The following is a 25,289-nucleotide window of genomic DNA, read 5'->3' on the forward strand; positions in this document are numbered from 1 at the left end:
TCCGGTTCAGCACGAAGCGGACGGAGGACGGCACGGGCCTGGTGCTGTACGAATACCGCGCCTACAGTCCCACCCTGGGAAGGTGGTTGAGCAGGGATCCATTAGGGGAACAGCCTGGCAGCTTCTCGTTAAGGTCCGGGCCTGCGAGTCTGTTGGGTGCGCAACCCTATGCATTTGTCCTTAATGCGCCGGTGTTCCAATATGATATTTTGGGTCTCGTACCGCCGATGGATGTGCCATGGTGGCCTCCCAAATGCGATCCGCCCCCGCTGCCAAGTCCCTGCGATGTAGCCGCACACCTTATTAGGAGCTTCTTGAGCACGCCTCAGGAGAAGGCAGCGTGGGACAGGTATGTGTCGGGCACTGGAGGGACGTGGGAGTTATCGTGCTCGGAGATGCGATCGGTGTTGAGCGCAGCCAGGGCCGGGAACGGGATGACCGTGCTGGATATGATCGAAGCAGAGCGGCGCCGATGCGAGTACGGCTTTTTGGGGTATCCCAATTCGGACTGGTGGAAGTCTCGTTGGTGGATGAGTCAAAGGAAAGAGGTAGTGGCTGTGGGCGCCCCATGGGAGTGTGCTTTGGGCAACGTTGAGCTGACGATTTACACCGAGTGCGAGTGCAACAAGTTCTTCTTTAGAGTGTGTTTGAAGGACACCTACGATTTCGATCCCAAGTGGTTAGAAACGCACCGGGGTTCGGGTGAAGTCCCTGTGATCCTGGTGTCGGCCGCTCAGAATGCACTGAATTGCGGTTGGACGCCATTTGAGTTTACGGGCTGTTATGCAACCGGATGTGGGCCGTAGGGTGGCGAAGGCGGTGTTAGGGGTTGCCTACAGCATGACGGTTATTGGGCTTCCATTAGCAGACGCCGTATACTTTGGGGGTGGAAGGTTGGGGGGGTGGCTGGAACTTGTCGTACACCTGGTGTTATTTGGCAGCGTGTGGTTGGGGTGGGCGCTGAACCGGTGGGAATGGGGGTTGGGTGCCGCAAGCGGGGCGTCTGCGATCCTGTTGGTGGTTTTTGTTTGGCGTAATGTCGGGCATCCTGAGCCGATCGTGGGTGACTATAGCGGCCCTTATCTCCTTGGACTGACCGTTCTTCCTTTTGTGGCTTGCTTGTTCTATCCGGGGAAGTGGTATGTGAAGCTCGGGTTCATGGTGGTCGGATTGTTGGGCGAGTGCATAGCGCTTGTGGTGAGTGGGTTTGTGTGGTTAGTCCTAAGGGGCTTGCCCGTGGATTGAGCTGCGCAGCGGAGTCGAAGTCCGCCGGGAGATGTTAATGGCACTGCAAGGAACGATCCGGTGAGTCCGTAGGGCCAGCCTCGAGCGCAACTGCATGTCGTCGACGTCCTGAGCCTTAACGCTAGTGTCCAGCCCAGCGGATGCTTTGGCCGGCGTGTTTTGGGTGGCTGTGGCATTGACGAGCTCCAGAGGCACAGAGTGCGCACGGGGCGGTGCATCGGGCTCGTGATGCATGGAGTCGTGCGGCGTGTAGGGAAGCGCTGGGCGACGATGCCAGTTGAGCAGCGATCTGGACGCCATGGGGTGGGCGAGGACGGCGACCGTCCCGCGTGGGTGTGACGGCGCAGGTAAGGGACGGACGGTATCCGGCCGGTCCGCAGGAAGATGCGGGCACAGGGGACTGTGCCCCTCCCACAGGGTTTGTTGGGGGGACCGTGCCGCCGCGGTCCGCAAGAAAAGGCAGACACCGGGGCCCGCGCCGAACCTGCAGCGCAACTCAATCGGCCGGGTGCCCTTCCGAACTCCGCCAGGTCGGGAGGGACCGTGTCCTCGCGGTCCGGGAAAATAGCGGGCACAGGGGACTGTGCCCCTCCCGCGCGATCGCTAAAGCCAAGGCACCCTGCGGCATTTAGCAGCTTGGGAGGGACGGCGCCCCGCCGTCCGCAGAAATATTGGGCACAGAGGACTGTGCCCCTCCTGGGGAATCCCCAAATCGGAGGCAGCCCAGCCCATTCGCCAGGTCGGGAGGGACCGTGTCCTCGCGGTCCGGGAAAATAGCGGGCGCAGAGGACTGCGCCCCTCCCAGAAGGTCGCATGGGAGGGACGGCGTCCCCGCCGTCCGCAAGAGTATTGGGCACAGGGGACTGTGCCCCTCCCGGGCCATGGGCAAACTGAGGGAGTCCTGGGCGGTTGGCCAATCTTGGGAGGGACCGCGTGCTTGCGATGTGCATTTGGCGGGCGTGGAGGAGTGTGCCGCTTGCGGGCGGGGTGGCCCGGGTCGGGAGGTGACCGGGCGTGCGGGTAGCGCGAGAATCCGTTGGCGATCGGCCGTGGCGGCTTTTACATTAGGGTGCCGTGGGTCTTGTCAAGAGGAAGCTTGAGGAACGGCGACCCGAGCCGGCCAGGTACGACGACTCAGGTGGGCCAGGGGTGAGGTGGGTGTTTTCGCTGATCTGGAAGCTGCGCTGTTGTTCCGGGTTGGTGCTTCTACTGGCGTGGGCGCATGTTGCATGGGCGCAGACCACGTTGACGCTGGTGCCCGAGGGGGCGTGGTGGCGGTGGCGCAAAGGCACCAACGAGGCGTCCAATCCGACGTCGGCATGGCGTCAGCGGTCGTATAACGACTCGACCTGGCTGCTGGGGCCTGCGCCGTTCCACTATGGGGAGGGTTTGACCCAGGGGACACTCCTCAGCGACATGCGCAGCAACTATACCTGCATTTTTCTGCGCACCTCGTTTGTTTTTACGAACGCGCCGGAGGAGGTGGCGCAGGTGGAGTTGCAGGCCAATTTCGATGACGGCTTTGTGGCATGGATCAACGGGGTGGAGGTGGCACGGTCCAACGTGGTCGGGGAACCGCTGGTGACGGGGGTTGCGTCGGCGTCGCATGAAGCCGGCCAATTTGAGTCGTTCCCGATTGCACTCACGCCGTCGTCCTATCTGGTGACAGGGAGCAACGTGCTGGCGGTGCAGGTTTTCAACTCTTCCCGCACGAGTTCGGATCTGCGGTGGGATGCGCGATTGGTGCTGCGGCTCCGCGTGCCTTCCACACCTCCGGCGGTGGTGAATGTGCAGCCGCCCGCGGGCGCCACGGTGTCCAATCTCAGCCGGGTCGTTGTGACCTTCAACAAACCGGTTCAGGGTGTGGATGGGCCGGACCTTTGGGTTCAGGATCAACCGGCTGCGCGGGTTTGGGGGGTGCCGGGGACGAACGTGTATGTGTTTGAATTTGCCCCGCCTGCTCCGGGTCTGGTGGCGATTTCCTGGGACGAGGCCCACGGCATCACGGATCTGGCGGGTCAGCCATTTGATGCGACGGCTGCGTCGGCGCACTGGACGTATGTTGTGGCGGACACGGTTCCGCCGGTGATTCAGAGAATGGTGCCGGCTCCGGGCGCGACGGTGGGGCAATTCGGTGCTCTGGAGGTGTGGTTCAGTGAACCGGTCTCGGGCGTGGACGCTTCGGACCTGCAGGTGCAGGGTCGGCCGGCTGCTGCGGTGGTGGGGTCGGGCGCCGGACCGTATGTGTTTACGTTTGAGCCGGCCGGACCGGGGACGGTGGAAGTGGCCTGGTCGCCGGGTCACGGGATTGCCGATCTGGCGCAGCCGCCGAACCCGTTTGCAGGTGGGAGCTGGACGGTTCAGGTGAGCGGCCCGGGTTTTGCGGGCGACGTAATTCTGAATGAATTCGTGGCGGCGAATCGGACGGGTTTGCGGGACGAGGATGGCGAGTTACAGGACTGGATTGAGTTGTACAACCGGGGCAGCAACACGGTGAACCTGCTGGGCTGGTCGCTGACGGATGATCCGGACGATCCAACCAAGTGGGTGTTCCCGTCGGTGCAGTTGGGGCCGGGCCAGTATCTGGTGGTGTTTGCGTCGGGGAAGGACCGGCGCGATCCCGCGCCGGGCAGGCGGCTTCATTTGAATTTTCAGCTCAACGATTACGGCGAGTATCTGGCGTTGTATCGGCCCGACTATCCGTTTCAACCGGCCACGGTGTTTGCGCCGGCGTATCCGGAGCAGCGGACCGACATTGCGTACGGGTTGGCTGCGGATGGACAGTGGCGGTATTTTGCCACGCCGACGCCCGGTGCGGCCAACACGGGTGCGGCGCTGGCGGGGATCACGCCCGAACCGCACGCGAGCGTGGCGCGCGGGTGGTTTGACCACCCCTTCTGGCTGCATTTGAGCTGTCCGTTGCCGGATGCGGTGCTGCGCTACACCACGGACGGGCGGGAACCCACGGCAACCACCGGCAGCGTGTACACCGGGCCGCTCTGGATCACCAACACCACGGTGTTGCGCGTGGCGGCTTTTGCGCCGGGTTATTTGCCCTCGCGCACCGTCACCCACACCTACCTGTTCCTGGAAAGCGTCATTCGGCAGCCCAACAACCCGCCGGGATTCCCTTCGACCTGGGGGACCTATGCCAATTTTCCGAACAACATCGTGCCGGCCGATTACGAGATGGACTGGGACCCGTTGCGGGTGGACCCGAACAATCCGGCCTCGCCGGTGGATCCTGCCAAGCTGCAGGATCTGAAGGAGGGGTTGCTGGAGCTGCCGGTGTTGTCGCTGGTGATGAACCCGGCCGATTTGTTTGAACCGACGGGTCTGTACTGGTCAACGAACGTGGTGCGGAAGACCTTCCCCAACAAACCGGTGTCGGTGGAGATGGTGTTGCCGGACGGGCGGACGGCATTTGCGACCACTGCGGGGATTGAGGCGCATGGGAATGCGAGCCGGGAACCGTCCAAGAATCCCAAGCACGGATTCAAACTGAACTTTCGCGGCGATTTCGGTCCGGCCGCGTTGGAGTATCCGGTCTTTCCCGAGTCGCCGGTGAAACGGTTTGACGATCTGGTGTTGCGGCCGGATTTCAACACCAGTTGGCGGCACTGGTCGGACAGCCCCAACAACGGCGCCGGAGCGTATCAGCGGAGTCGGGCCAGTCGATTCCGTGATGCATGGATCAAGCAGGCGTTTCGTGACATGGGGCAGGTCGCCAGTCACAACCGCTACGTGCACCTGTTCCTCAACGGGCTTTACTGGGGCGTGTATGACATCAGCGAGCAGCCCACGAAACATTTCGGTGCCGCGTACTATGGCGGGGACGATGACGAGTACGACGCCTACGACCAGGGGGTTTTGCGGGCCGGCACGGCCGATGTGTACAACGCGATGGTCGGCCTGACGGGGCTGGCCGACAATGCCCGTTACGAGCAGATGAAACAGTACCTCGACGTGCCGCAGTACATTGATTACGTGCTGCTGCATTTCTTTGTGGGGCACCAGGACTGGGGTTACAACAAGAACTGGCATGCGGTGCGCCCGCGGCGGCCGGGCGGCACGTTCAAGTTTTTCCCGTGGGATGGCGAGTGCATTTTGTTGAATGAGGACGTCAACCGGGTATCCAACACGGACGTTCCGGCCGGTCTGCACACCAAGCTGGTGGAAAACGCCCAGTATCGTCTGGATTTCGCCGACCGTGTGTACAAGCACCTGCTGGCGCCGGGCGGGGCGCTGACCCGGGAGGCCAACATTGCGCGGTGGTTGTACTGGTCGAACCTGTTGTATCGGCCGATTGTGGCCGAGTCGTGTCGCTGGGGGGATTATCGCCGGGATGTGCATCCCTGGCAGGACGGGACGTTTGTGCTGTACACCCGGGAGACCCATTGGCAGCCGGAAAACCAGCGGATGGTGGGTTCGTATTTTGTCAACCGGCCGGGGATCGTACTGAACCAGTTGCGGGCGGCCGGGTTGTATCCGGGTGTGGATCCGCCCGAGTTCCGGCTGGGGAGTGTGACGGGTCCTGTTACCGGCGGGGGTCGTGTGGCGCGCGGCACGTTGCTGGTGCTGCGCAATCCGGGGGCTTCCGGCACCGTTTACTTCACGACCAACGGGACCGATCCGCGCGTGTATTACGCGGGCACGGTATCCGCGGATGCGCAGATCTACACGCAACCGATCGTTCTGCAGGACACGCTGACGATCAAGGCGCGCGTCCTGTCCGGCACCACCTGGAGCGCCCTGAACGAGGCAACCTTCCGGGTGGCGGAACTGACGCTTCCGATTGCCATCACGGAGATCAATTACAACCCGCCCGGAGGCGAGGCTTACGAGTTTCTGGAGCTTCAGAACCGTGGGACCCGCCCCCTGGACCTCGGTGGATTCAGCTTCGAGGGGATTTCCTTTGTGTTTCCGATCGGGACCGTGCTGGCGCCCGGCGGGGTGATTGTGCTGGCCAACAATGCCAACCCGGCCGCGTTCGCAGAGCGGTACCCGGGGGTGCCGGTGTTCGGGTATTTCGGCGGCAACCTCTCGAACGGTGGGGAGCGTTTGCGCCTGCTGGATCGGCAGGGTCGGCCGGTTCTGACGGTTGCTTATGACGATGAGAACGGTTGGCCGGCGGCGGCCGACGGCGGGGGCGCCACGCTGGAGTTGGTGGATCCCGAGGGCGATCCCAGTGCACCGGCGTCGTGGCGGGCCAGTGCGCGACCCTGGGGCACGCCCGGTCTGGCCCCCGTGGCGGCTCCGTCGCCGGGACCGGTGCGGATCAGCGAGGTGATGGCCGACAATGCAGGTTCGGTGGTCCACGAGGGTGCGTTTCCCGATTGGGTCGAACTCCACAACCGTGGCGATGAACCGGTGGATCTCGGGGGCTGGAGCCTCACCGACGACAGCAATCCGCGCAAGTTTGTGTTTCCGTCCGGCGTCATGCTGCCGCCCGGCGGTTTTCTGGTGGTGTGGTGTGACAGCCGCACCAACACGGCGGGGTTGCACACGGGATTTGCCCTGAGCCGGCGCGGCGACTCGGTGTTCCTGTATGATCCGGCCACGAACCGCGTGGACGCGCTGAGCTTCGGGGTTCAGTTGACGGATTTCACCCTGGGGCGTGTGGGGGATGAATGGCGGCTGTGCCGGCCGACGCCGGGGTCAAGCAATGAGCCGGTGGCCCTCGCCCCGGCGACAAACCTGGTCTGGAACGAGTGGCTGGCCAATGCGCCTCCCGGCGGGACCGATTGGGTGGAGCTGTACAATCGGGATCCCAACGCGCCGGTCAGTCTGCGCGGGTTGTATGTGGCCACGTCCAATGCCGTGGTGGAGCTCCGGTGGCTGTCGTTTGTGCCTCCGGGCGGGTTCGTGCTGTTGCGGGCGGATTCGGATCCGGGGCCCGATTCGCTGGGACTCAGCCTGCCGGCTTCCGGAGGGACACTGACGCTTTACGATCCCGCCGGTGAGGTACTGGATCAGGTGAGTTATACGGCGCAGCCGGAGGGCGTGTCGGAAGGGCGTTATCCGGACGGCGCGGAGACGGTGGTTACCTTTCCGGGCACTCCCAGCCCCGGTGCTTCGAACTACCGGGCCTCATGGAGCGGCCCATGGTTGAACGAAGTATTGGCCCGGAACAATCGGGCGGCGCTGGCTCCCTGGGGTGAATACGCGGATTTCATCGAACTGCACAACCCGGGCTCGAACGCGGTTTCGCTGGCGGGGCTGGCGCTGGGGCGCGGTTCGGGGACGGGACGCAACCGTTGGGCATTCCCGCCCGGTGTGAGCATCCCTGGCGGCGGTTATCTGGTGGTATGGTGCGACGGGGCCCGGCCGGCCGGTTTCGTGGCCGGTTCGGCCCTCAATGCCGGGTTTGATCTGGACGGTGACTCTGACGAGGTGCTGTTGTTCAACGCGGCGGGCCAGGTGGTGGATCGTGTGGCGTACGGCTTGCAGGTTCGGGACCTGCCGCTGGGCCGCACCGCCGAGGGTTGGCAACTGCTGGCAGCCGCGACGCCCGGAGGCCCCAACGCGGCCCCGGCCGAGCTCGGGCCGGTCACAGCGCTGCGCATCAATGAATGGCTGGCCGCCAACCCCGACGGACCGGACTGGTTTGAACTCTACAACACCGATCCGCGGCCGGTTCGACTCGACGGCCTTCGGTTGACGGATAACCCCTCGATTCCGGGGCGGGCCCGTTTCTCGATTCCGCCGCTGAGTTTCATAGCCGGGCATGGCTGGGCACGGTTCATTGCGGACAACGACCGCAGTGCGGGGGCGCATCATGTCAACTTCGCCCTGAACCAGCGGGGCGACAGCCTGCTCCTCTACACGGCCGATGGACAGCTCATTGATGCGGTGGGGTTCGGCCTGCAGTCTGCGGGCGTGTCCCAGGGCCGGCTGCCCGATGGTGGGTCCAATGTGGTGGCTTTCCCCGGTCCGTCTGCGGGCGAGCCCAATTACCTTCCGCTGACCAACGTCCTCATCAGCGAGGTGCTGTCGCATACCGATCCACCCTTCGAGGATGCGGTGGAAATCCTGAATCTCACCGACAACCCGCTCGACATCAGTGGCTGGTACCTGAGCGACAGTGCCGCCGACCCGAAGCGGTACCGCGTCCCCGAGGGCACGGTCATTCCCGCGCGGGGGTATGTGGTGTTTTACCAGTTCCAATTTGGTTCGCCGGACGGGGAAGCAGACGCGCCGCCGCGGTTCAGTTTCAACTCGGCGCATGGCGACGAGGTGCATCTGTTCGAGGCCCTGCCGGATGGAACCCTGACCGGTGCACGCGCCAGTGCGGTGTTTGGTCCGGCCCCCAACGGCATCCCGTGGGGCATCCATCCGACCAGTGTCGGGTACGACTTCACCCTGTTGAGCCAGCCGACCTTTGGCGTTTCCCAACCCACGAACCTGGTCCATTTCCGGACGGGTCGCGGCGCGCCCAATGCGGCCCCGTGTATCGGACCGGTGGTGATCAACGAAATTCACTATCAACCGCCCGAGGACCTGGACGCGCCGGACAGCGGCCTGTTGGAGTTCATCGAACTGTACAACCTGGCACCGACGAACGTGCCCCTGTATGACCCGGTACATCCCACCAACCGCTGGCGGCTGGCCAATGCGGTCCGGTTCGAATTCCCGCCGGGCCTGGTGTTGCCACCCGGCGGGTACCTGCTGGTGGTGGCGTTCGACCCGCAAACCAACGCGGCCGCGCTGGAACTTTTCCGGGCCCGGTACGGCGTGACCACCACGCCGATCGCGGGCCCCTGGGACGGCCGCCTGGACAACGCCGGCGAGACGGTGGAACTGCTGCGGCCCGACACGCCCCAGGCGCCGCCTCATCCCGATGCGGGTTACGTGCCGTATTACCCGGTGGATCGCGTGGCCTACGGTCGGGCGGCGCCCTGGCCGGTTGAAGCCGCGGGCGGAGGGGCTTCGCTGCAACGGATTCGACCGGACCTTTACGGCAACGACCCCGTGCATTGGAAGGCCGGGGCACCCACGGCCGGCCGGACCAACGCGCCGGTGCCCCAGGCGCCTCCTGTGATTGTGCAGGCGCCCCGGTCCCTGACGGTTCGACCGGGCGAAACCGCGACGTTCCAGGTGGAGGTTGAGGGCGCAGCCCCCTATGAGTTCCAGTGGTACCACGGGGGCACACCCATTCCAGGCGCGACCGCCCCGGTGCTGACCTTCGTGGTGGACAGCGAGGAGCGGGCCGGATCGTATCGCGTCCGGGTTTCAAACGCCTACGGCACGGTCCTGAGTTCGCCGGCCACCCTCACGGTGCTTGTGCCGCCGCAGATTGTGGCAGCGCCGCCGGACCTCGTCGTCCGGCTGGGGGAGGAGATTCTGCTGCAGGTTCAGGCCGCGGGCACGGCACCGCTGTCGTACCAATGGCAGCGCAACGGCATCGATCTGCCGGGACAAACTGCGTCCATTCTGCGTGTGGCGTCGGCCACCCTTGCCGATGCCGGTCTGTATCGCGTCCTGGTGACGAACGAGGCCGGGAGCACCAGCGCGGTGGCGCGGGTGACAGTGCAGGCGCCGCCGCAGCTGACGCTTCAGCCGCAGGGCGGGTTTGCCGTGCCGGGCAGCCGGTTCGAATTCCGCGCAGCCGCCACCGGGGATCCGCCGTTGAGTTATCAATGGCATTTCAACGACACGTCGATCCCCGGCGCAACCCAGCCGGTTTTGGTGCTGGATCCGGTGAGGACCGATCATGCGGGTACCTATACCGTCCGGGTCACGAACCCGGCCGGCAGCGTGTGGAGTGCGCCGGCCATGCTGATTGTGGTGCAGCCACCGCGTTTGTCGCCCGTGGGCTGGACCGAGGAAGGGGAGTTCGAGGGCCTGCTGATGGGTGAGCCGGGCCGGTTGTACGTCGTGGAAGCGTCGGTGGACCTGCGGCAGTGGATTGAAATTGGTCGGTGGCGGGTGGAATCCGACGCCGTGACGTTCCTCGACGCGGAGGCGGGTCAACACCCGGTGCGATACTACCGGGCCCGACTCATTGAGTAATAGTCGGGCGGCCGCGTTGCGGGCCGCTTGAATGGGCGCACTCGGGACGGGTTGGGGCGGCGGGAGTTTACATTTCTTGGCTTTCTTTTCTCCAGAATGGCGTTTTGGGGCAGCGGCTCTTGCGAATGGACAGCGGCCTTCTAGTGTGGCGTGACGGGGCGCAAGGGGTGCGTTCCCAGAACCAGTGAGGGTCCCATGAAAACGCGGCGTGAGTTCCTGAAAACCTCGTTGGCGGCCGGTGCCGCCCTGTCCCTGGGCGGGCTGGAACGGTTGTTTGCGGCTGAACCTGCGTCGGGTGGTGCCACAGCGCAGGCGGGGGCACAGGCGACGCGATCCGTTTTGGTGGCGGTGCGGGATGGCGAGCGAGCGGCCATGCTGGATCGTGCCCTGGCGGAGTTGGGCGGGATGAAGGCGTTCGTCAAGCCCGGGCAGACCGTGCTGGTGAAGCCGAACATCGGGTGGGACGTACCGCCCGAGCGTGGGGCCAACACGCATCCCGAGCTGGTGCAACGGATCGTGGAGCTTTGTTTGGAGGCGGGCGCCAGGAGTGTACAGATTTTCGACAATCCGGTGGACGAGTGGCGTCGTGCCTACGAAACCAGCGGGATTGAGGCGGCCGCGCGCAAGGCCGGCGCCACGATGGTGAACGGCAAGGACGAGTCGCTTTATCGTCAGGCGAGTGTGCCGCGCGGGGTGAAGTTGCGGGAGGCGCGCGTGCATCGCCTCTACCTGGACGCCGACGTGGTGATCAATGTGCCGGTGCTGAAGACGCACGGCGGGGCGCGGATCACGGCCTGTTTGAAGAACCTGATGGGGGTGGTCTGGGACCGCCGGGTCTACCATCAGTTGGACCTGCACCAGTGCATTGCGGATTTTGTGACGTTGCGGAAACCGGAGCTGAACATCCTGGACGCGTACCAGCCGATGGTTCGAAACGGTCCGCGGGGCCGCAGCGCGGATGACTGCGTGGTGATGCGGACGTTGTTGGTCTCGACCGACCCGGTGGCGGTGGATGCGGCCGGGGCCCGCATGCTGAATCTGGAACCGGATCAGGTGGCCCATATCCCGCTGGCGGCGAAACTCGGGCTGGGTACGGCGGATCTGGATCAGGTGGAGGTCCGTCGGATTCGCCTGGGCTGAGGCTCGGGGAGTCAACCCGGCCTCTCCGGCGAGGTGTTCATGGCGGAAGTTCGCTCCTCTCAACCCGGGCCATCTTCGCGTCGGGCACCTGTCTCTTCCGAAGACTTCCGACCCGAGGGCAGGGCTGCGGTCTGTGGAGCGCCCGAGGTTTGTGCCCGGATTGGCCGGGCCGGATGGTTGCGCCGGGTCCGGGTGGCAGTGGGGGTGGTGGTTCTGGGTGCGTTTGTCTGGGTGTTCACCGATGTGCGGGAACTGGCGCCGGCATGGCTGGGGTGGTTGTTGCCGCGGACGCAGTTTGTCCCCTCTTTGCTGGGCTGGACGGCCGGGGCAGGCGTGGCCGTGGCCGCGCTGGTGATTCTTGCGGTGACGTTGCTTTGCGGTCGGGCGTACTGTGCGGCGTTTTGTCCGTTGGGGCTTTACCAGGACGCCGTCTGGTGGGTACGCCGAAAATTGCTGGGGAGCCGGCGCGTTCCGTTCTCGCCCGAGGCCGCGAGGGTACGGTCGGCGGTGTTTTGGTTTTGCGTGGGAGGTGCGGTGGTGTCGGGCGGGGTGATGCTGGCGTGGCTGGATCCTTACAGTGGATTCGGCCGGATCGCAGCCCTGTGGTTTCGCCCCCTGTTTGCGTGGTTGACCAATGCGGCGGTGGATCTGCTGGGCGCGTTGGGGGTGGAGGGGTTGTATCGCGTGGCGGTTCCGTGGCATTGGGGATGGGGGAGTGGGCTGGCGGCAGGTTTGTTGTTTCTGGTGACGGGCCTGGCGGCGTGGCGGGGCCGATTGTACTGCAACACGGTGTGTCCGGTGGGGACGCTGCTGGGCTGGCTGGCACGGCGGGCGCGGTGGCAACTGCAGTTGCAACCGGCGCAATGCCGCAAATGTGCGCGGTGTCTGGAGGCCTGCAAGGCCCAGTGCATTGACCTGCGGCATCAGACGGTGGATTTCTCGCGGTGCGTTCTTTGTTTCAACTGCATGGCCACCTGTCCTGAACAGGGCATGCGGTGGGTGCGCGGGAACCGCGGGGCGCCCGGTCGGGAGGCCGGTTCCGCGGGCGGGGTGGCTGCGCCGGATCGGCGTCGTTTTCTGGCGTGGGTATGGGGGCTGATTGCATCCGGGCCGCTGTTGTGGGGTGCCCGTGTGCGTGCTGAAGGGGAGACGGGCCATGAATCGACCCCGGCGGGCGGCGGTTCGGCTCCGCGGGGCGGCGTACCGGTCACTCCGCCGGGGTCTGTGAGCCAGCGGCACTTTCTGCGGCACTGTACGGCATGTGGTTTGTGTGTTGCGGCCTGTCCCACGCGGGTGTTGCAGCCGGCGGGTTTTGAATACGGCTGGGCCGGGCTCATGCGTCCGCACATGGATTATACGCACGCCTTTTGCAACTACGACTGTCACCGTTGCGGCGAGGTTTGTCCCACCGGGGCGATCCGTTCGTTGCCGCTGGCCGAGAAACAGCGGACCAAGATTGGAGAGGCCGAGTTAACGCTGGAACGGTGCGTGGTGGTGAAGCAGGGGACGGATTGCGCGGCCTGTTCGGAGCATTGTCCCACGCAGGCAGTGACCACGAAACCGTATCGGGATCATCTGCGGGTGCCGGAGTTGCATCCGGAGCTTTGCATCGGATGCGGGGCTTGTGAGTATGCGTGTCCGGTTCGGCCGGTTCGGGCCATTGTGGTGCGCGGGTGGGTGGAGCATGGGCGGGCCGAGAAGTGGAGGGACACGCCGCCGCCGAGCCTGCCGGGTACGGATGACTTTCCGTTTTGAGCGCGGCCGGCAGGAAACCGGGCCGGCTCCGCACCTTCAGGCCTTTCTCAGCAGGGGGACGGTTTGGAGGAGGGTGGTCAGCGTGCGTTCCAGTTCGGGCTCGACGCGGGCCCGCGCCTCGGCGGGGACGGGTCGCTCCGGGTCGCGCCAGCCGCCGGACCAGTCCAGGGTGCTCATGAGGGTACCGCCCAGGCCCATGCTCCAGGCATCCTCGTCATCGCGTCCGGCAAGTGTGCGCCAGGCGAGGGCCCACCCCCGCACGGTGGGTTCGAACTGGTAGCCGCCACCGCCGCTGATGAGCAGGGGCAAACCGGTTTGGCGGAGGTGACGTGCAATTTCGAGGACGGCGTTGTTGGTCATTTGGAGGTGGGTGAGGGGGTCGCCGGCCAGGATATCCATGCCGAGCTCGACCACGAGAACGTCAGGTCGGTAGGCCTCGATCAGGGGCGGGACGATGGTCCGGTAGGCGCGGAGGAAGGCTTCGTCGTAGGTGCCGGCCGGCAGCGGGACATTGATGTTGTAGCCGTAGCCGGGGCCCTCGCCGAGTTCGTTTTCGAAGCCGCCCCATGGATAGAGGGTTTTGCCGGACTCGTGCAGGGAGACGGTCAGGACATCGTTGCGGGAGTAGAAGAAGGCCTGAACGCCGTCGCCGTGGTGGGCGTCGAGGTCGAGGTACATGACACGGCGGCCTGCGGCGGCGAGGTGTTCACAGGCGAGGGCGACGTCGTTGAGGTAGCAGAAGCCGCCGGCGCGATCGGCGTGGGCATGGTGGAATCCACCGTGGAGGTTGAAGGCGATGTGGGCGCGGCCCTGGAGGAGGAGCTCGGCGGCCTGGAGAGCGGCGCCGCAGGCCCAGCAGGCGTAGTCCCAGAGGTCGCGGAACACGGGCGTGTCCGGCCCGCCCAAACCTGCATGGAGGGCTTCGGCCGTCAGTTCACCTGCAGCGGCGGCCTGGAGGAGGTCGAGGTACCGCGGGGTGTGAAGCCGTTCGAGCTCGGCCCGGGTGGCCGGGCGACAGGGCACTTCGCACAGGTCGGCCGAACCGAGCAGGCCGGCGCTGCGGAGCTGGCGTCGGGTGGCCTCGGCCCGTTCGGTTTTGAAGGGGCAGTCCGGCGGGTAGTGGAGTCGTTCGGTTTCGGGTGCGTAGACCAAGGCCTGGACGTTCGGGGGCATGGAGCGGGACGCCGGCGGTTGTGGGCCCGGGGCTCGGGGCCGGGCCGGGCCGTGGCTCAGGTGAATTCGAGTTCGTAGTGGTAGACGTTGCCCACGAGCCGGCTGCTGACCTTGCACTCGGCCTTGTTAAAGACGGCCTGCATGGCCTTGTTTTCGACGAGGACCTCGGCGGTGAAGCCGCTGATGCCGTTGCGGCGGGCGATGCGCATGAGATGTTTGAGCAGGAAGGTCCCGATACCGCGTCGCTGCCAATCGTCATGGACGGTGAAGGCGACCTCGGCCCGGTTGGTTTTCGGGTTCAGGTAGTAGCTGCCGATGGCGATGATCTGGTCGCCGGCGGGATCCGGCAGGACGCCGACGATGCAGACGTCGTTGCGGTGGTCGATGTAGACGAAGTCCTCAATCTGCCGGCGCGGGATGATGCCGTCTTTGACCGCCTGCATGAAGCGGAAGTAGATGGACTGCTGGGAGAGGCTGTAGAAGTGCTCGCGCATCCGGGGCACATCCGTGGGGTGGATGGGCCGGAAATTGATGAGCGTGCCGTCGCTCAGGAGCATGGTGGTGCGCAGCTCTTTCGGGCCGATGATGATCTTGCCCTCCTTGTCGGCCATTTCGGCGGACAGGTACTTGGCCTCGATGGCCTCGCGCAGGAGCTGGGCGCGGAACTTGGGGTGGGCGATGCTGATGAGGGCCAGGGCGCGTTCGGAGACGCTTTTGCCGTGGAGATAGGCCACGCCGTATTCGGTGACGACGTAATTGACACCGGCCCGGGTGGTGACGACGCCGGCGCCGGGGCTGAGCCGGGTGACGATGCGGGAGACGGTACCGTTCTTGGCGGTGGAAGGCAGGGCGATGATGGCCTTGCCGCCCGGGGCCTTGGCTGCGCCGCGGTTGAAGTCCACCTGACCGCCCACGCCGCTGAAGAACTTTGAACCCAGCGAGTCGGCGCACACCTGGCCGGTCAGGTCGACCTCGAGGGCCACGTTGACCGCGACCATCTTGTGTTGCTGGCTGATGATGTGGGGGTCATTGACGTACTCGGTGGGTTGGAAGGAGAAGATGGGATTGCGGTCGATGTAATCGTAGAGCTTGCGTGTGCCCAGGCAGAAGCTGGTGACGATCTTGCCGCGGTCGAGGGTTTTGCGTTTGCCGGTGATGACGCCCGACTCGATGAGGGGGATGATGTCGTCGGTGATCATCTCGGTGTGGATGCCGAGGTCCCGTTTATGTCCGAGGAACGCCAGCAGGGCATGAGGGATGCGGCCAATGCCGAGCTCGAGGGTGGATCCGTCGTCGATGAGGGCCGCGATGTATTCGGCGATCTGGCGGGTGACGTCCGTTACCTCGGCCGGCGGCACTTCCACCAGGGGGTCCTCACACGGCACGAGCACGTCCAGCTTGAGGATGTCGACCAGGGAATCGCCATGGGTCCAGGGCATGTTGGGGTTGACCTGGGCGATGACGAGCGAGGCGTTTTCGATGGCGCTTTTGACGATGTCCACCGAGATGCCCAGGCTGCACATGCCGTTCTCGTCGGGGGGCGTGACCTGGATGAGGGCGGCGTCCAGGGGCAACTGACCCGAGTGAAACAGGCGCGGGATATCGGACAGGTGGATGGGGGTGTAATCGCCCAGGCCTTCCTGGATGATGTTGCGGACGTTTTCGGCGATGAAGAAGGAGTTGACGCGGAAGTACCTGGCCAGCTCGCGGTGGGCGTAGGGGGCCTCACCGAAGGTGAGCAGGTGCACGATTTCGGTGTCGGGGAGCTGCGCGGCGCGCGCGGTCAGCGCGCGCACGAGGGTCAGGGGCTCGGCGCAGCCGGTGCCGACGAAGACGCGTTGACCGGGCCGGATCCGTCTCACGGCCTCCTCGGCCGTTTGGATCTGGGCCGCGTATTTTTCCTTCCAGTTCGGGTCGAATTTAATGGGCGACTTGCTCATGGCGGGAAGAATCGATGCCGGACAGGGTCATGCGTGCGTCCGCGACGTAGGGGCGCATGCCGACCGGGCCGACGACAAAGGGGTTGATGTCCAGTTCCTGGATTTGCGGGTAATCGGTGGCCAGCTGGCTGATGCGCTGGAGGGCGCTGGCGATGGCGTCGAGGTCGACCGGTTCCTGGCCGCGCGCCCCCTGCAGCAGTGCGTAGGACCGGGTGCTTTTGAGCATTTGCATGGCCTCGTCCTGGGTAATGGGGGCCAGGTAAAAGGTGACGTCCTTCATCACCTCGACGAAGATGCCGCCCAGACCGAACATCAGCAGCGGACCGAAATTGGGGTCGCGCGTCATGCCGAGGATGACCTCGCGGCCGCGGGGGCCCATTTTTTCCACGTAAGCGCCCCGGACCCGGGCCCTGGGGGCCCTGCGTTGAATGCGCACCATCATGAGGTCGAAGGCATCGCGCACCTGCTCGGCCGTGGCCAGGTTGATCCGGACGCCGCCGAAGTCGGATTTGTGGATGATATCGGGTGAGGAGATCTTCAGGACCACGGGGTACCCGATGCGTTCGGCCACTTCGACGGCCTCGTCGGCGGTGCGGGCCAACTGGCCGGGCAGCACGTTGAAATCGTAGGCGCGCAGGATTTCCTTGGCTTCGACTTCGCCGACCTGGGCGGTGCCGCTTCGGACGTGCCATTGCAGGACCCGGTTGACGCGTCGGCGGTTGACGGCGATCCGTGCCACCACCCGCGGCGGCCGGTTCCGCCAGGCGGAATAATCCACCATGGCTTTGAGCGCCGCCACGGCGCGTTCCGGCGAGGGATAATTGGGGATGCCCGCGCTCACCAGGAGTTCCTGTGCCGCGGCCACCTCCTGGCCGCCCATGAACGCGGCCAGCACGGGTTTGACGCCGCGGTGCGTCTCGATCAGGCGCCGGGCCAGATCGGTCGGACGCGTCATGTTCTGGGGTGTGACCAGCACGATGATCGCGTCGATGGTCTCGTCTTCCTGGATGAGCTCGAAGGCCTTCATGTAGCGGTCCGGATCCGCATCGCCGATCACGTCCACGGGGTTCCCCACGGACGCCGCGGCCGGCAGGACCTCCCGCAAGCGCTGACGGATGGGGTCGGACGGCGGCACCATCCGGAGTCCGCAGGTTTCCGCCGCGTCGGCGGCCATGATGCCGGGTCCGCCGGCGTTGGTGATGACGACGACCCGGTTGCCCCGGGGCAGCGGCTGTGCGGCGAAGGCCCGTGCGTAGTCAAAGAGTTCCTCGAAATGCTCGGCGCGGATGACCCCGGCCCGCTTGAACGCGGCACCGTAGGCCATGTCGGCACCGGCCAAGCTTCCGGTATGGGAGGAAGCAGCCCGGGCGCCGGCCTGCGTGATGCCCACCTTCAGCACGATGACCGGTTTGATCGAGGCGGCGGCTTCGGCCACCTGGAGGAACCGGTTCCCGTCGGTGATGTTTTCCAGGTAACTGACGACGACCCGGGTTTCCTTGTCCTGGGCCAGCGCTTCCAGGAAATCGGCCTCATTCAGGTCCGCCTTGTTCCCGATGCTGAGCACCTTGCTCAGACCGAGCCTTTCCTTGACGGCCCAGTCGAGAATGGCCACGCAAAGCGCTCCGGACTGGGAGATGACGGAGATGGGCCCCGCGGGGGGCAGGGCGGCGGCAAAGGTGGCGTTCATCCGGTGATGGATGTTCATCACGCCAAGGCAGTTCGGGCCCATCAACCGCACGCCGGCAGCCTTGCAACGCTCCACCAGAGCCTTTTCCAGGGCGGCGCCCTCCGGCCCGACCTCCTTGAACCCGGCGGTGATGACCACCACGGCCTTCACCCCCACGCGGATGGCGCTTTCCAGGGCCTCCATCACGGCCCTGGGCGGCACGACAATCACCGCCAGATCCACCGGTTTGCCGTAGGCGTCAAGGCTGGGATAACAAGGCACACCGAGGACCTCGGTTGCTTGGGGATTGACCGGCACGATCGTGCCTTGAAAACCGCTGGCCAGCAGGTTGGCCACAACGGCGTGACCCACCTTGCCGGGGCTTCGGGATGCCCCGATCACGGCCACCGTGTTCGGAGAAAGCAGCGATTCCAGCATAACATTCGGCGTTGCGGAGCCCCGGGGTCCGGGCCGGGCTGCACCTTTCCCGGGCGGGCTCCGGATCCTTTCCTTGCACGTGTGGGGGCCGACGGAAAAGCGCGGCCGTCCCACACCCGGCCAAAGTTGCCCGAACCGGCTCGGCATGCTTGGCCCGACTTGCCAAATGCTCATCCTTTTTTGGTGCGGGCGGGCCAAGGATGGGCAGTCAACCGCGCCCCAGAGTGGCGCGAAGGTCGGCAGGTGGCAAGCCCGGGACCGCGCGGGTTCGAATGGCGGTGCGCGGATGGAGTCGAAAGAGCGGGATGTTCCCCGGGTGCAGCCTCCGATGCCCGATGCGTTACTGCACGGGTCGATTTCGACCGAGGTGGCTCGGGGCGCGGGGTCTTCCACGAGGGTTGTGCTCTTGCACATCTGCCGGGTTTTTGTCGGGCCGGCGCGCACACTCGGGCGGAACGATTGCCAACTCCACAGGACCTCACGCTCCAGGGCGTGCGCGAGCGAACCGGTGGGAGCCATGGCTCCACAGCCGGCGCGGCTTCCGATTACAAGGTCCACCGGCACAGGGAGGGCCAGGACGGGTCGGGGATGGTCCCGTTCCCCCGGATCGGCCGGGGTGTCCTCAACGATCAGAGGCGGATCGGCACGATGGCCGGCACCGAACCGGGGGAGGGCCGCGGATCCGAACACGGCAAGAGCCAACAGCTCCGGGTTGCGCTCGGCCTGATCAAGCATCCAGCAGTGAACGGCCGAGAAAACCATCCAGGCGTAGGGCCAAGTGACCGTGGACGACTGCAAGGACCCTACCGGGGTGGGCAATGGCTCGCTGGCTTTGAGCAGGGCCGTGGAGTCCGCAAGGCCGGGGATCAGGATTGCCACTCATCTCGACCGGTGCTTGAAGGCCACCCGGCGGCCCCGGTCATCGAGGTGGCGTGGCTTACCGGCTTTTTCTGCGACCTGATGAGGGGAGAAGAGGTCTGTTTGTTTCGTTCGTCCCCGTGCGCGATCCGGCCCGTTTCAGGTCACCCTCGCCCCGTGGCCACCAGTCACCGGTCCGGTTCATGACCCGCAGGTTGATGGCCGTGCCTGTGCAGCAGGCTGCAGGGCCAGAGCGGGAAAATCCAGGGGTGGGTATTCTGAAGCCGGGTCCGCCTGCATGGCCGGAGCTTCGCACCGTCCTGTGCCTGGTAGAGCTTCCGGGGCCGCCGAGAGCACCTTGCGCTGCACGCAGCGCCGCCTCTCGGGATCCTCTTGGAATCACCGGCAACCTGGCAGTTCTGGCGGCAGGCCGTGTTGCGAGGATTCGCGGCTCCGGGGATGGCGCTGCGTACCTTTGGGATCCATGGCCGTGGGAGAAGCCGCCGCACGGGTGCGTTCGGCGACGGGTGTTTGGTCAGCCACCGATTTTGAGGCTACGAGGATGTAGGTTGCGTGGGTTCGCGAGGAACGTGAGGACCGCGGGTGGGCGACGAATGGGCGGGATCCCGGGCCATTTGTTCCGGGCGGGGTCCGGCCCTCGGGGCGCCCAAGGGATGCGGTCGCGTAACCTTGCGCTGTCTGAAGGCTCAGGCACAGGATGAGCGCGGTTGCGTGCAGGTAGGTGAACAGCCTGGACCACGGCAGGAGTCGGGCCATGAAAACGTTTCGGTGGATTGTTGCAACGGGTTGGATGGCGCTGAGCGTGTGGGGGGCGGATGTTCCGGCTCGGACGGTGCCCTGGGCGGGTCGGCCGCTGACGTTGACGGAGGCGTTGAATTGGGCGCTGGCGCAGAATGCCGAGGTGCGGAAGGCGCGTCAGGATCTTGAGGCGGCAACCGGTGTGGCCATTCAGACGCGGGCGGTGGCGTTGCCCCGTCTGGAAGGCAACGCCGGGTACACCGTGCGGGAGCAGGGCGGTGTGGAACAGTTTCCCGTGCCCGGGCTGCCCATCCAGATCCCGAACGACAATTGGTCGGCGGGCATTCGGCTGGTGCAAACGGTGTACGGGGGCGGACGTTTGACGTCGGCCTGGCGCTCGGCGCGGTTGACGGAACAGCAGGCGCGGGCGGCTTATGACACGGCGGTGGCCGAGACCGTGCTTGCGGTGAGGACCGCGTATGCGGACGTGTTGCTGGCTGCCGAAATGGTGCGGGTGCACGAGGCTTCGGTGCAGCTACTGGAGGAGGAACTGCGTCAGACCCGGCAGAGGTTCGAGGCCGGCACGGTGCCGAGGTTCAACGTGCTGCGTGCGCAGGTGGAGCTGGCGAATGCCCGGCCGCGGCTGATTCGGGCGCAGAACAGTCTGCGGATTGCCCGGCAACAACTGGCTCAACTGCTGGGGTTCGATGTGCCGTCGGAGTTTTCTGACGATCTGCCGTTGGAACCGGCTGACCACCTCCAACCGCCGGAGTCGAAGCCCGACCTGGCCGCCGGTTTGAAGCAGGCGCTGAACCGGCGGAGCGAACTGGCGATGCTGCGGCATGCAGAGTCGCTGCAGGCCGAGGCGGTGCGCCAGGCACTGGCCGGTTACAAACCGGCGCTGGAGGTATTTGCCGGCTACGACGTGCACAGTCCCACCTTCCGGGACGAACTGGATCGGGGCATCGGTGGCTGGTTGGCGGGGGCGCAGGTTCGCTGGAGCTTTTTTGATGGCGGGTCAACGCGGGGTCGGGTGCTGGAAGCCCGGTCCAAACAGGAACGGGTGCGGGTGGAGTTGGAGGATCTGCGCCGCCGAATTGAGCTGGAAGTCCGCACCGCCTATTCCCGGTTGATGGAGGCGCATGAGGTTTTGGCTTCCACGGCAAAGGTGCAGGAGGAGGCGGAGGAGGCGTTGCGTCTGGCGCAGGCCCGGTACGCGGCGGGCACCGGCACGCAACTGGACGTGCTGAGCGCGCAAACGGCCTTGACCGAGGCGCGGTCCATTCACGTGCAGGCGCTGCGTGACTGTGTGGTGGCGCAGGCCCGATGGGAACGCGCGGTGGGTTTGCCGGTGATGGAAGCCGAGTCGCAACCCTGAGCGGTTCGGACTCAGGGTTGGGTTGGGCTGCGGTACGACGACTTTCCCTGGCCGAGGCCGGTTTGGGGGGAGTCGGACCCGCGCAAGCGGGCGAGGACGGTGTGAAACCGTGTCGAGCGCCGTAGACGCCGCGTCACCCGGGTTTTGGGGCCGTCACGGTGGCCGGGGGGTTGCCATAACTTGTCGGAGTCTTGAGCCCTGGAACCGTTTCTGCGGCGCCCGGGTAGAGGCGAGGCTCAAGATGGCCGGGTCTCTGCGGCGCGGGGACGGCCGCGAGCTGTCCTGGGAGGTAGCAACCGCGCCGGGGACGGATTGGACCGTACGGCCACGCGCCTTGGCTGGACCGGGCCCGGTTTGTTGTCTGGCGTGACTTTCCCGGACTGGCGTCAGCGGGTCGGCGCTGGTTGAGGGGGGCGGGTCGGCGGCCGGCTGATTTTGCGTGAGGATTTGCTGCCATGGCGCGGGTGTGTTGACCGGAATGGTTTCGTGGGCAAAGAGGGAGATCCATTCCAGGGCCGCCTGACGATCAGCCGGGCTGCCACCGTGCAATCGGAGCCGGCCATCCGGCCAGCACACCAGTTCCGCCCGGCCCCAGCGCTTGATCAGTCGGGGCCGCAGGAATCGCATCCGGAGCCGATTGATCATCGATTTCATGCGGCCCATTGTGACAACCGGGGTGGGACAATTACGGGGTGAGGGTAAAAAAGTTTCCTTCCGGTTGCCGGGTTTCCGCCCGTGACCCGGGCCGCTGCTTTGGCCAAAAGCGGGTGCACGCAAAGCGAATGAGCTTTCGGGGCGGGATCTCAGGGACGCCGGTGCAACCTAATCCGTCTGCCAATGCACGGGCCGTGGGGCGGGGTCGGATCGTTTTGACGGTCGTGCCCGCGGGCGAACAAACTGGCCGGCGTTCCACGCGTATGGGAAGGCGGGCTTTGCCGGTGAACGTTTCCCCGTCCTGGCAGAGGCAGGGGACAGTTTCCGCCTTCTCTGGATGGGGTCGGAGAGGGGTTCTGCAGTCAGGCCGTGGCTCTCGGGCAACCGGCCGTGGACGCTGGCACGATTGGCCAATCGAGTCCATGATACGGGGACTCATGAGAACACTGATCCTGGGGTGCGGGTATCTGGGTGCGGCACTTGGGGGCGAACTGGTTCGTCGCGGGGCGGAAGTTTGGGGCGTGCGACGTTCCATCGCCGGCGATGCGGCGCTTCTGCAGGCGGGGATTCGACCCGTTCATGCGGACGTGACGCAGCCCGGGTGGTGCGCAGGGTTGCCGACCGACTGGGATGCGGTGGTCTATTGCGCCGCGCCGGGCGCGGGTACCCCGGGCGATTACCGGGCGGTTTATGAGGCGGGGGTCCGCGGGGCAATCGCGGATCTGGGTCGCCTGCGGGTTCGCCGGGTGCTGTATACCAGCAGCACCGGCGTTTACACGGCAGCCGACGGGGAATGGGTCACGGAAGAGAGCCCGGCCGAACCCCGGGATGAGAAAGGTCGGCTGCTTCGCGCGGCGGAGCTGATGTGGATCGCGGCTGCGGGCACGGTGTGTGAAACGGTGTTGGTGCTACGGATCTCGGGCATGTACGGGTGGGGCCGCGGTTACTACCTCCGCCGGTTCCTCGAGGGACCGGAGCTTGATGCCGGGGAAGCACAACGTTGGGTGAACCAGGTGCACCGGGACGACGTGGTCTCGGCAGCCGTCCTGGCCCTGGAACGGGCGCCGTCCACGCGCACATACAACGTGGCGGATGACGAGCCGGCCCGGCTGGGAGAGATTTTTGCCTGGCTGACGGAGCGTCTGGGCCGGTGCGCGGGTTCGGGTCACCCGGCGGGCACCCTTCCGCGCCGGCGGCGCGGCGCGGGGGACAAACGGGTCTCGAATGCGCGGCTCAAGGCGGAGCTCGGCTGGCAACCGCGTTATCCCACCTACCGCGAGGGGTACGAGGCTGAACTGCGCCGGATGGGCTTGTGGCCCGGCGGCCCGGCCGGCGAGGCGCCGGAACGCGTGTGATGCAGGTTGCGCCGGTGCGAGCAATCTGCGCCGCCGGGCAGGGGTGCTATTCCACGGTCACGCTCTTGGCCAGGTTGCGTGGTTTGTCCACGTCGCATCCGCGCAACAGGGCGACGTGGTAGGCAAACAATTGCAGTGGCAGCACCGTCAACAGCGGTTGCAAACAGTCCAGGGTGGGCGGGATATAGATGACGTCGTCCACCTTTTTGCGGATCTCCCGGTCACCGGCGGTGGCGATGGCGATGATGGGACCGTTGCGGGCTTTGATTTCCTCAAGATTGCTGAGGTTTTTCTCGTAGAGTGCGTCGCGCGGGATCACGAACACGCTGGGGAACTCCGGCGAGATCAGGGCAATGGGTCCGTGCTTCATTTCGGCCGACGGATACCCCTCGGCGTGGATGTAGGAGATTTCCTTCAGCTTGAGGGCACCCTCGAGGGCAATGGGGAAGTTGTACTGCCGGCCCATGTAAAGGAAGTCGGTGAACCGGTAGTACTTTTTGGCCAGGCGAACGATCCGGCTCTCCGCGGCGAGGATCCGCTGCATCCGGGATGGGATGGCCTTGAGAGCGCGGGCGATGCGCCGACCCTCGCTCCGGCTGAGCGTGCCGCGCCGTCGCCCCAACCATAGCGCCAGGAGGGTGAGCTGCAGCAGCTGCATGGTGAAGGCCTTGGTGGACGCCACGCCGATCTCCGGACCCGCCCGCATGTAAAGGGTCCAATCAGCCTCGCGCGCGAGGGTGGATCCCACCACGTTGACCAGGGCCAGGGTGCGGACCTTTTGCTGGCGGGCCAGCCGCGTGGCGGCCAGGGTGTCGGCCGTTTCGCCGGACTGGGAAATGGCGATGACGAGTGTGCCCTCCTCGAAGGGCCGTTGGCGGTAGCGCATCTCGCTGGCGCATTCCACCTCCACCGGAAGGCCGGCGAGGTTTTCGATGAGATACTCTCCGGCCAGGGCGGCATGCCAGCTGGTGCCGCAGGCCACCAGGATGAACCGGCGCATGCTCGCCAGTTCGTCCAGGTGCGGTGCCAGGGAGTCAAACTCGACGGTGCCCTCCTCGGATCGCAGCACCCGCCTGAGTTCGTCGGCGACGCGACCGGGTTGCTCGTGGATTTCCTTGAGCATGTAGTGGGGGAACCCGCCCAGTTCGGCCTCCTCGGCCGACCACTGCACGGTGTCCACGGGCCGTTCCACCGGCTGGTCGCCGGCCCACAGCCGGTAGGAATCCGAGCGCAGAAGGACGATGTCACCGTCGTGGAGGTAAATGACCCGCCGCGTGTGGGGCAGGATGGGGGACACGTCGCTGGCGAGGAAATTCTCGCCCCGGCCCAGTCCCAGCACCAGCGGCGAACCGCGTCGGGCACCCACGAGACAGTCCGGCAGATCGGCATGCAGGAGGGCGATGGCGTAAGTGCCCTCGGCTTCCCGGGTGGCCTGATGCACGGCGGCGACGACCTGCTCGGCCGTGGGCCGCTGGCCGCGGGGCACTTGTTCATCCAGGTGCCGGCCGATGAGGTGGGCCAGCACCTCGGTGTCGGTCTGGGACTGGAACTGGTGTCCGGATTCGACCAGTTGTCGGCGGAGGTCGGCGTAGTTTTCGATGATGCCGTTGTGGACGATCACCAGCCGGCCGGACTGGTCGAGGTGGGGATGCGCGTTGGCGTCGCTGGGCAGGCCGTGCGTGGCCCAACGGGTGTGGCTGATGCCCAGGGTGCCCTGCAACGGCCGGGCACGCACCGCCGCGATGAGGGCGTCCACGCGGCCCACGCACTTGCGCAGTTGCAGCCCCGAGCCGTCCAACGTGCAAATCCCGGCCGAGTCGTAGCCGCGATATTCCAGGCGTTTGAGCCCGTCCAACAGAATGGTCGCGGCTTCCCGCCGGCCCACGTAACCCACGATCCCGCACATACAGGCGTCC

10 protein-coding genes are annotated in these 25,289 nt (G+C 65.7%); 6 read left to right on the forward strand and 4 right to left on the reverse strand.

Going from position 1 to position 25,289, the window contains the following annotated elements; genetic code table 11:
* The 4 genes from G4L39_RS12995 to G4L39_RS13010 all read left to right on the forward strand — a co-directional run.
* Nucleotides 1-806, forward strand: an 806-nt coding sequence (locus G4L39_RS12995; protein WP_205881008.1) for an RHS repeat-associated core domain-containing protein, incomplete at its 5' end; no start/stop codon positions are given.
* Between the two features lie 1,597 nt (nucleotides 807-2,403).
* Nucleotides 2,404-10,257: a lamin tail domain-containing protein gene (locus G4L39_RS13000; RefSeq protein ID WP_165108775.1), complete on the forward strand. Its 7,854-nt coding sequence runs from the start codon at nucleotides 2,404-2,406 to the stop codon at nucleotides 10,255-10,257.
* 195 nt (nucleotides 10,258-10,452) lie between these two features.
* Nucleotides 10,453-11,397, forward strand: coding sequence for a DUF362 domain-containing protein (locus G4L39_RS13005; RefSeq protein ID WP_165108777.1), 945 nt, complete (start codon nucleotides 10,453-10,455; stop codon nucleotides 11,395-11,397).
* A 192-nt stretch (nucleotides 11,398-11,589) separates the two neighbouring features.
* Nucleotides 11,590-13,152: a 4Fe-4S dicluster domain-containing protein gene (locus G4L39_RS13010; RefSeq protein ID WP_165108779.1), complete on the forward strand. Its 1,563-nt coding sequence runs from the start codon at nucleotides 11,590-11,592 to the stop codon at nucleotides 13,150-13,152.
* Between the two features lie 36 nt (nucleotides 13,153-13,188).
* Here G4L39_RS13010 and G4L39_RS13015 read toward each other — a convergent pair whose 3' ends face one another.
* From G4L39_RS13015 to acs, 3 genes are read right to left on the reverse strand one after another with little or no spacing between them, the layout of a single operon-like run.
* A complete protein-coding gene (locus G4L39_RS13015; RefSeq protein ID WP_165108782.1) occupies nucleotides 13,189-14,325 on the reverse strand; it encodes an arginase family protein in 1,137 nt (378 codons plus the stop codon).
* A gap of 56 nt (nucleotides 14,326-14,381) precedes the next feature.
* Complete coding sequence (locus G4L39_RS13020) at nucleotides 14,382-16,265, reverse strand: bifunctional acetyl-CoA hydrolase/transferase family protein/GNAT family N-acetyltransferase (RefSeq protein ID WP_165108784.1); 1,884 nt, start codon at nucleotides 16,263-16,265, stop codon at nucleotides 14,382-14,384.
* A complete protein-coding gene (gene acs, locus G4L39_RS13025) occupies nucleotides 16,246-18,369 on the reverse strand; it encodes an acetate--CoA ligase alpha subunit (protein WP_165108786.1) in 2,124 nt (707 codons plus the stop codon). The genes G4L39_RS13020 and acs overlap by 20 nt, the downstream gene beginning before the upstream one ends.
* A 1,633-nt stretch (nucleotides 18,370-20,002) precedes the next feature.
* Between acs and G4L39_RS13030 the strand changes: the two genes are divergently transcribed.
* Nucleotides 20,003-21,364: a TolC family protein gene (locus G4L39_RS13030; protein ID WP_165108788.1), complete on the forward strand. Its 1,362-nt coding sequence runs from the start codon at nucleotides 20,003-20,005 to the stop codon at nucleotides 21,362-21,364.
* A 1,091-nt stretch (nucleotides 21,365-22,455) separates the two neighbouring features.
* Nucleotides 22,456-23,373, forward strand: a complete 918-nt coding sequence (locus tag G4L39_RS13035; RefSeq protein WP_165108790.1) for an SDR family oxidoreductase — start codon at nucleotides 22,456-22,458, stop codon at nucleotides 23,371-23,373.
* Nucleotides 23,374-23,419: 46 nt separating this feature from the next.
* Here G4L39_RS13035 and glmS read toward each other — a convergent pair whose 3' ends face one another.
* Complete coding sequence (glmS, locus tag G4L39_RS13040; RefSeq protein ID WP_165108792.1) at nucleotides 23,420-25,279, reverse strand: glutamine--fructose-6-phosphate transaminase (isomerizing); 1,860 nt, start codon at nucleotides 25,277-25,279, stop codon at nucleotides 23,420-23,422.
* Nucleotides 25,280-25,289: the final 10 nt, after the last annotated feature.

Origin of the sequence: Limisphaera ngatamarikiensis (assembly GCF_011044775.1) — a bacterium.
Lineage (GTDB): Bacteria > Verrucomicrobiota > Verrucomicrobiia > Limisphaerales > Limisphaeraceae > Limisphaera > Limisphaera ngatamarikiensis.

Excerpts from the sequence above, each read along its gene's own strand:
- G4L39_RS13005 (WP_165108777.1), top strand. The coding sequence starts at position 10,453 with ATGAAAACGCGGCGTGAGTTCCTGAAAACCTCGTTGGCGGCCGGTGCC.
- G4L39_RS13015 (WP_165108782.1), bottom strand. The coding sequence starts at position 14,325 with ATGCCCCCGAACGTCCAGGCCTTGGTCTACGCACCCGAAACCGAACGA.
- G4L39_RS13020 (WP_165108784.1), bottom strand. The coding sequence starts at position 16,265 with ATGAGCAAGTCGCCCATTAAATTCGACCCGAACTGGAAGGAAAAATAC.
- acs (WP_165108786.1), bottom strand. The coding sequence starts at position 18,369 with ATGCTGGAATCGCTGCTTTCTCCGAACACGGTGGCCGTGATCGGGGCA.
- G4L39_RS13030 (WP_165108788.1), top strand. The coding sequence starts at position 20,003 with ATGAAAACGTTTCGGTGGATTGTTGCAACGGGTTGGATGGCGCTGAGC.
- G4L39_RS13035 (WP_165108790.1), top strand. The coding sequence starts at position 22,456 with ATGAGAACACTGATCCTGGGGTGCGGGTATCTGGGTGCGGCACTTGGG.
- glmS (WP_165108792.1), bottom strand. The coding sequence starts at position 25,279 with ATGTGCGGGATCGTGGGTTACGTGGGCCGGCGGGAAGCCGCGACCATT.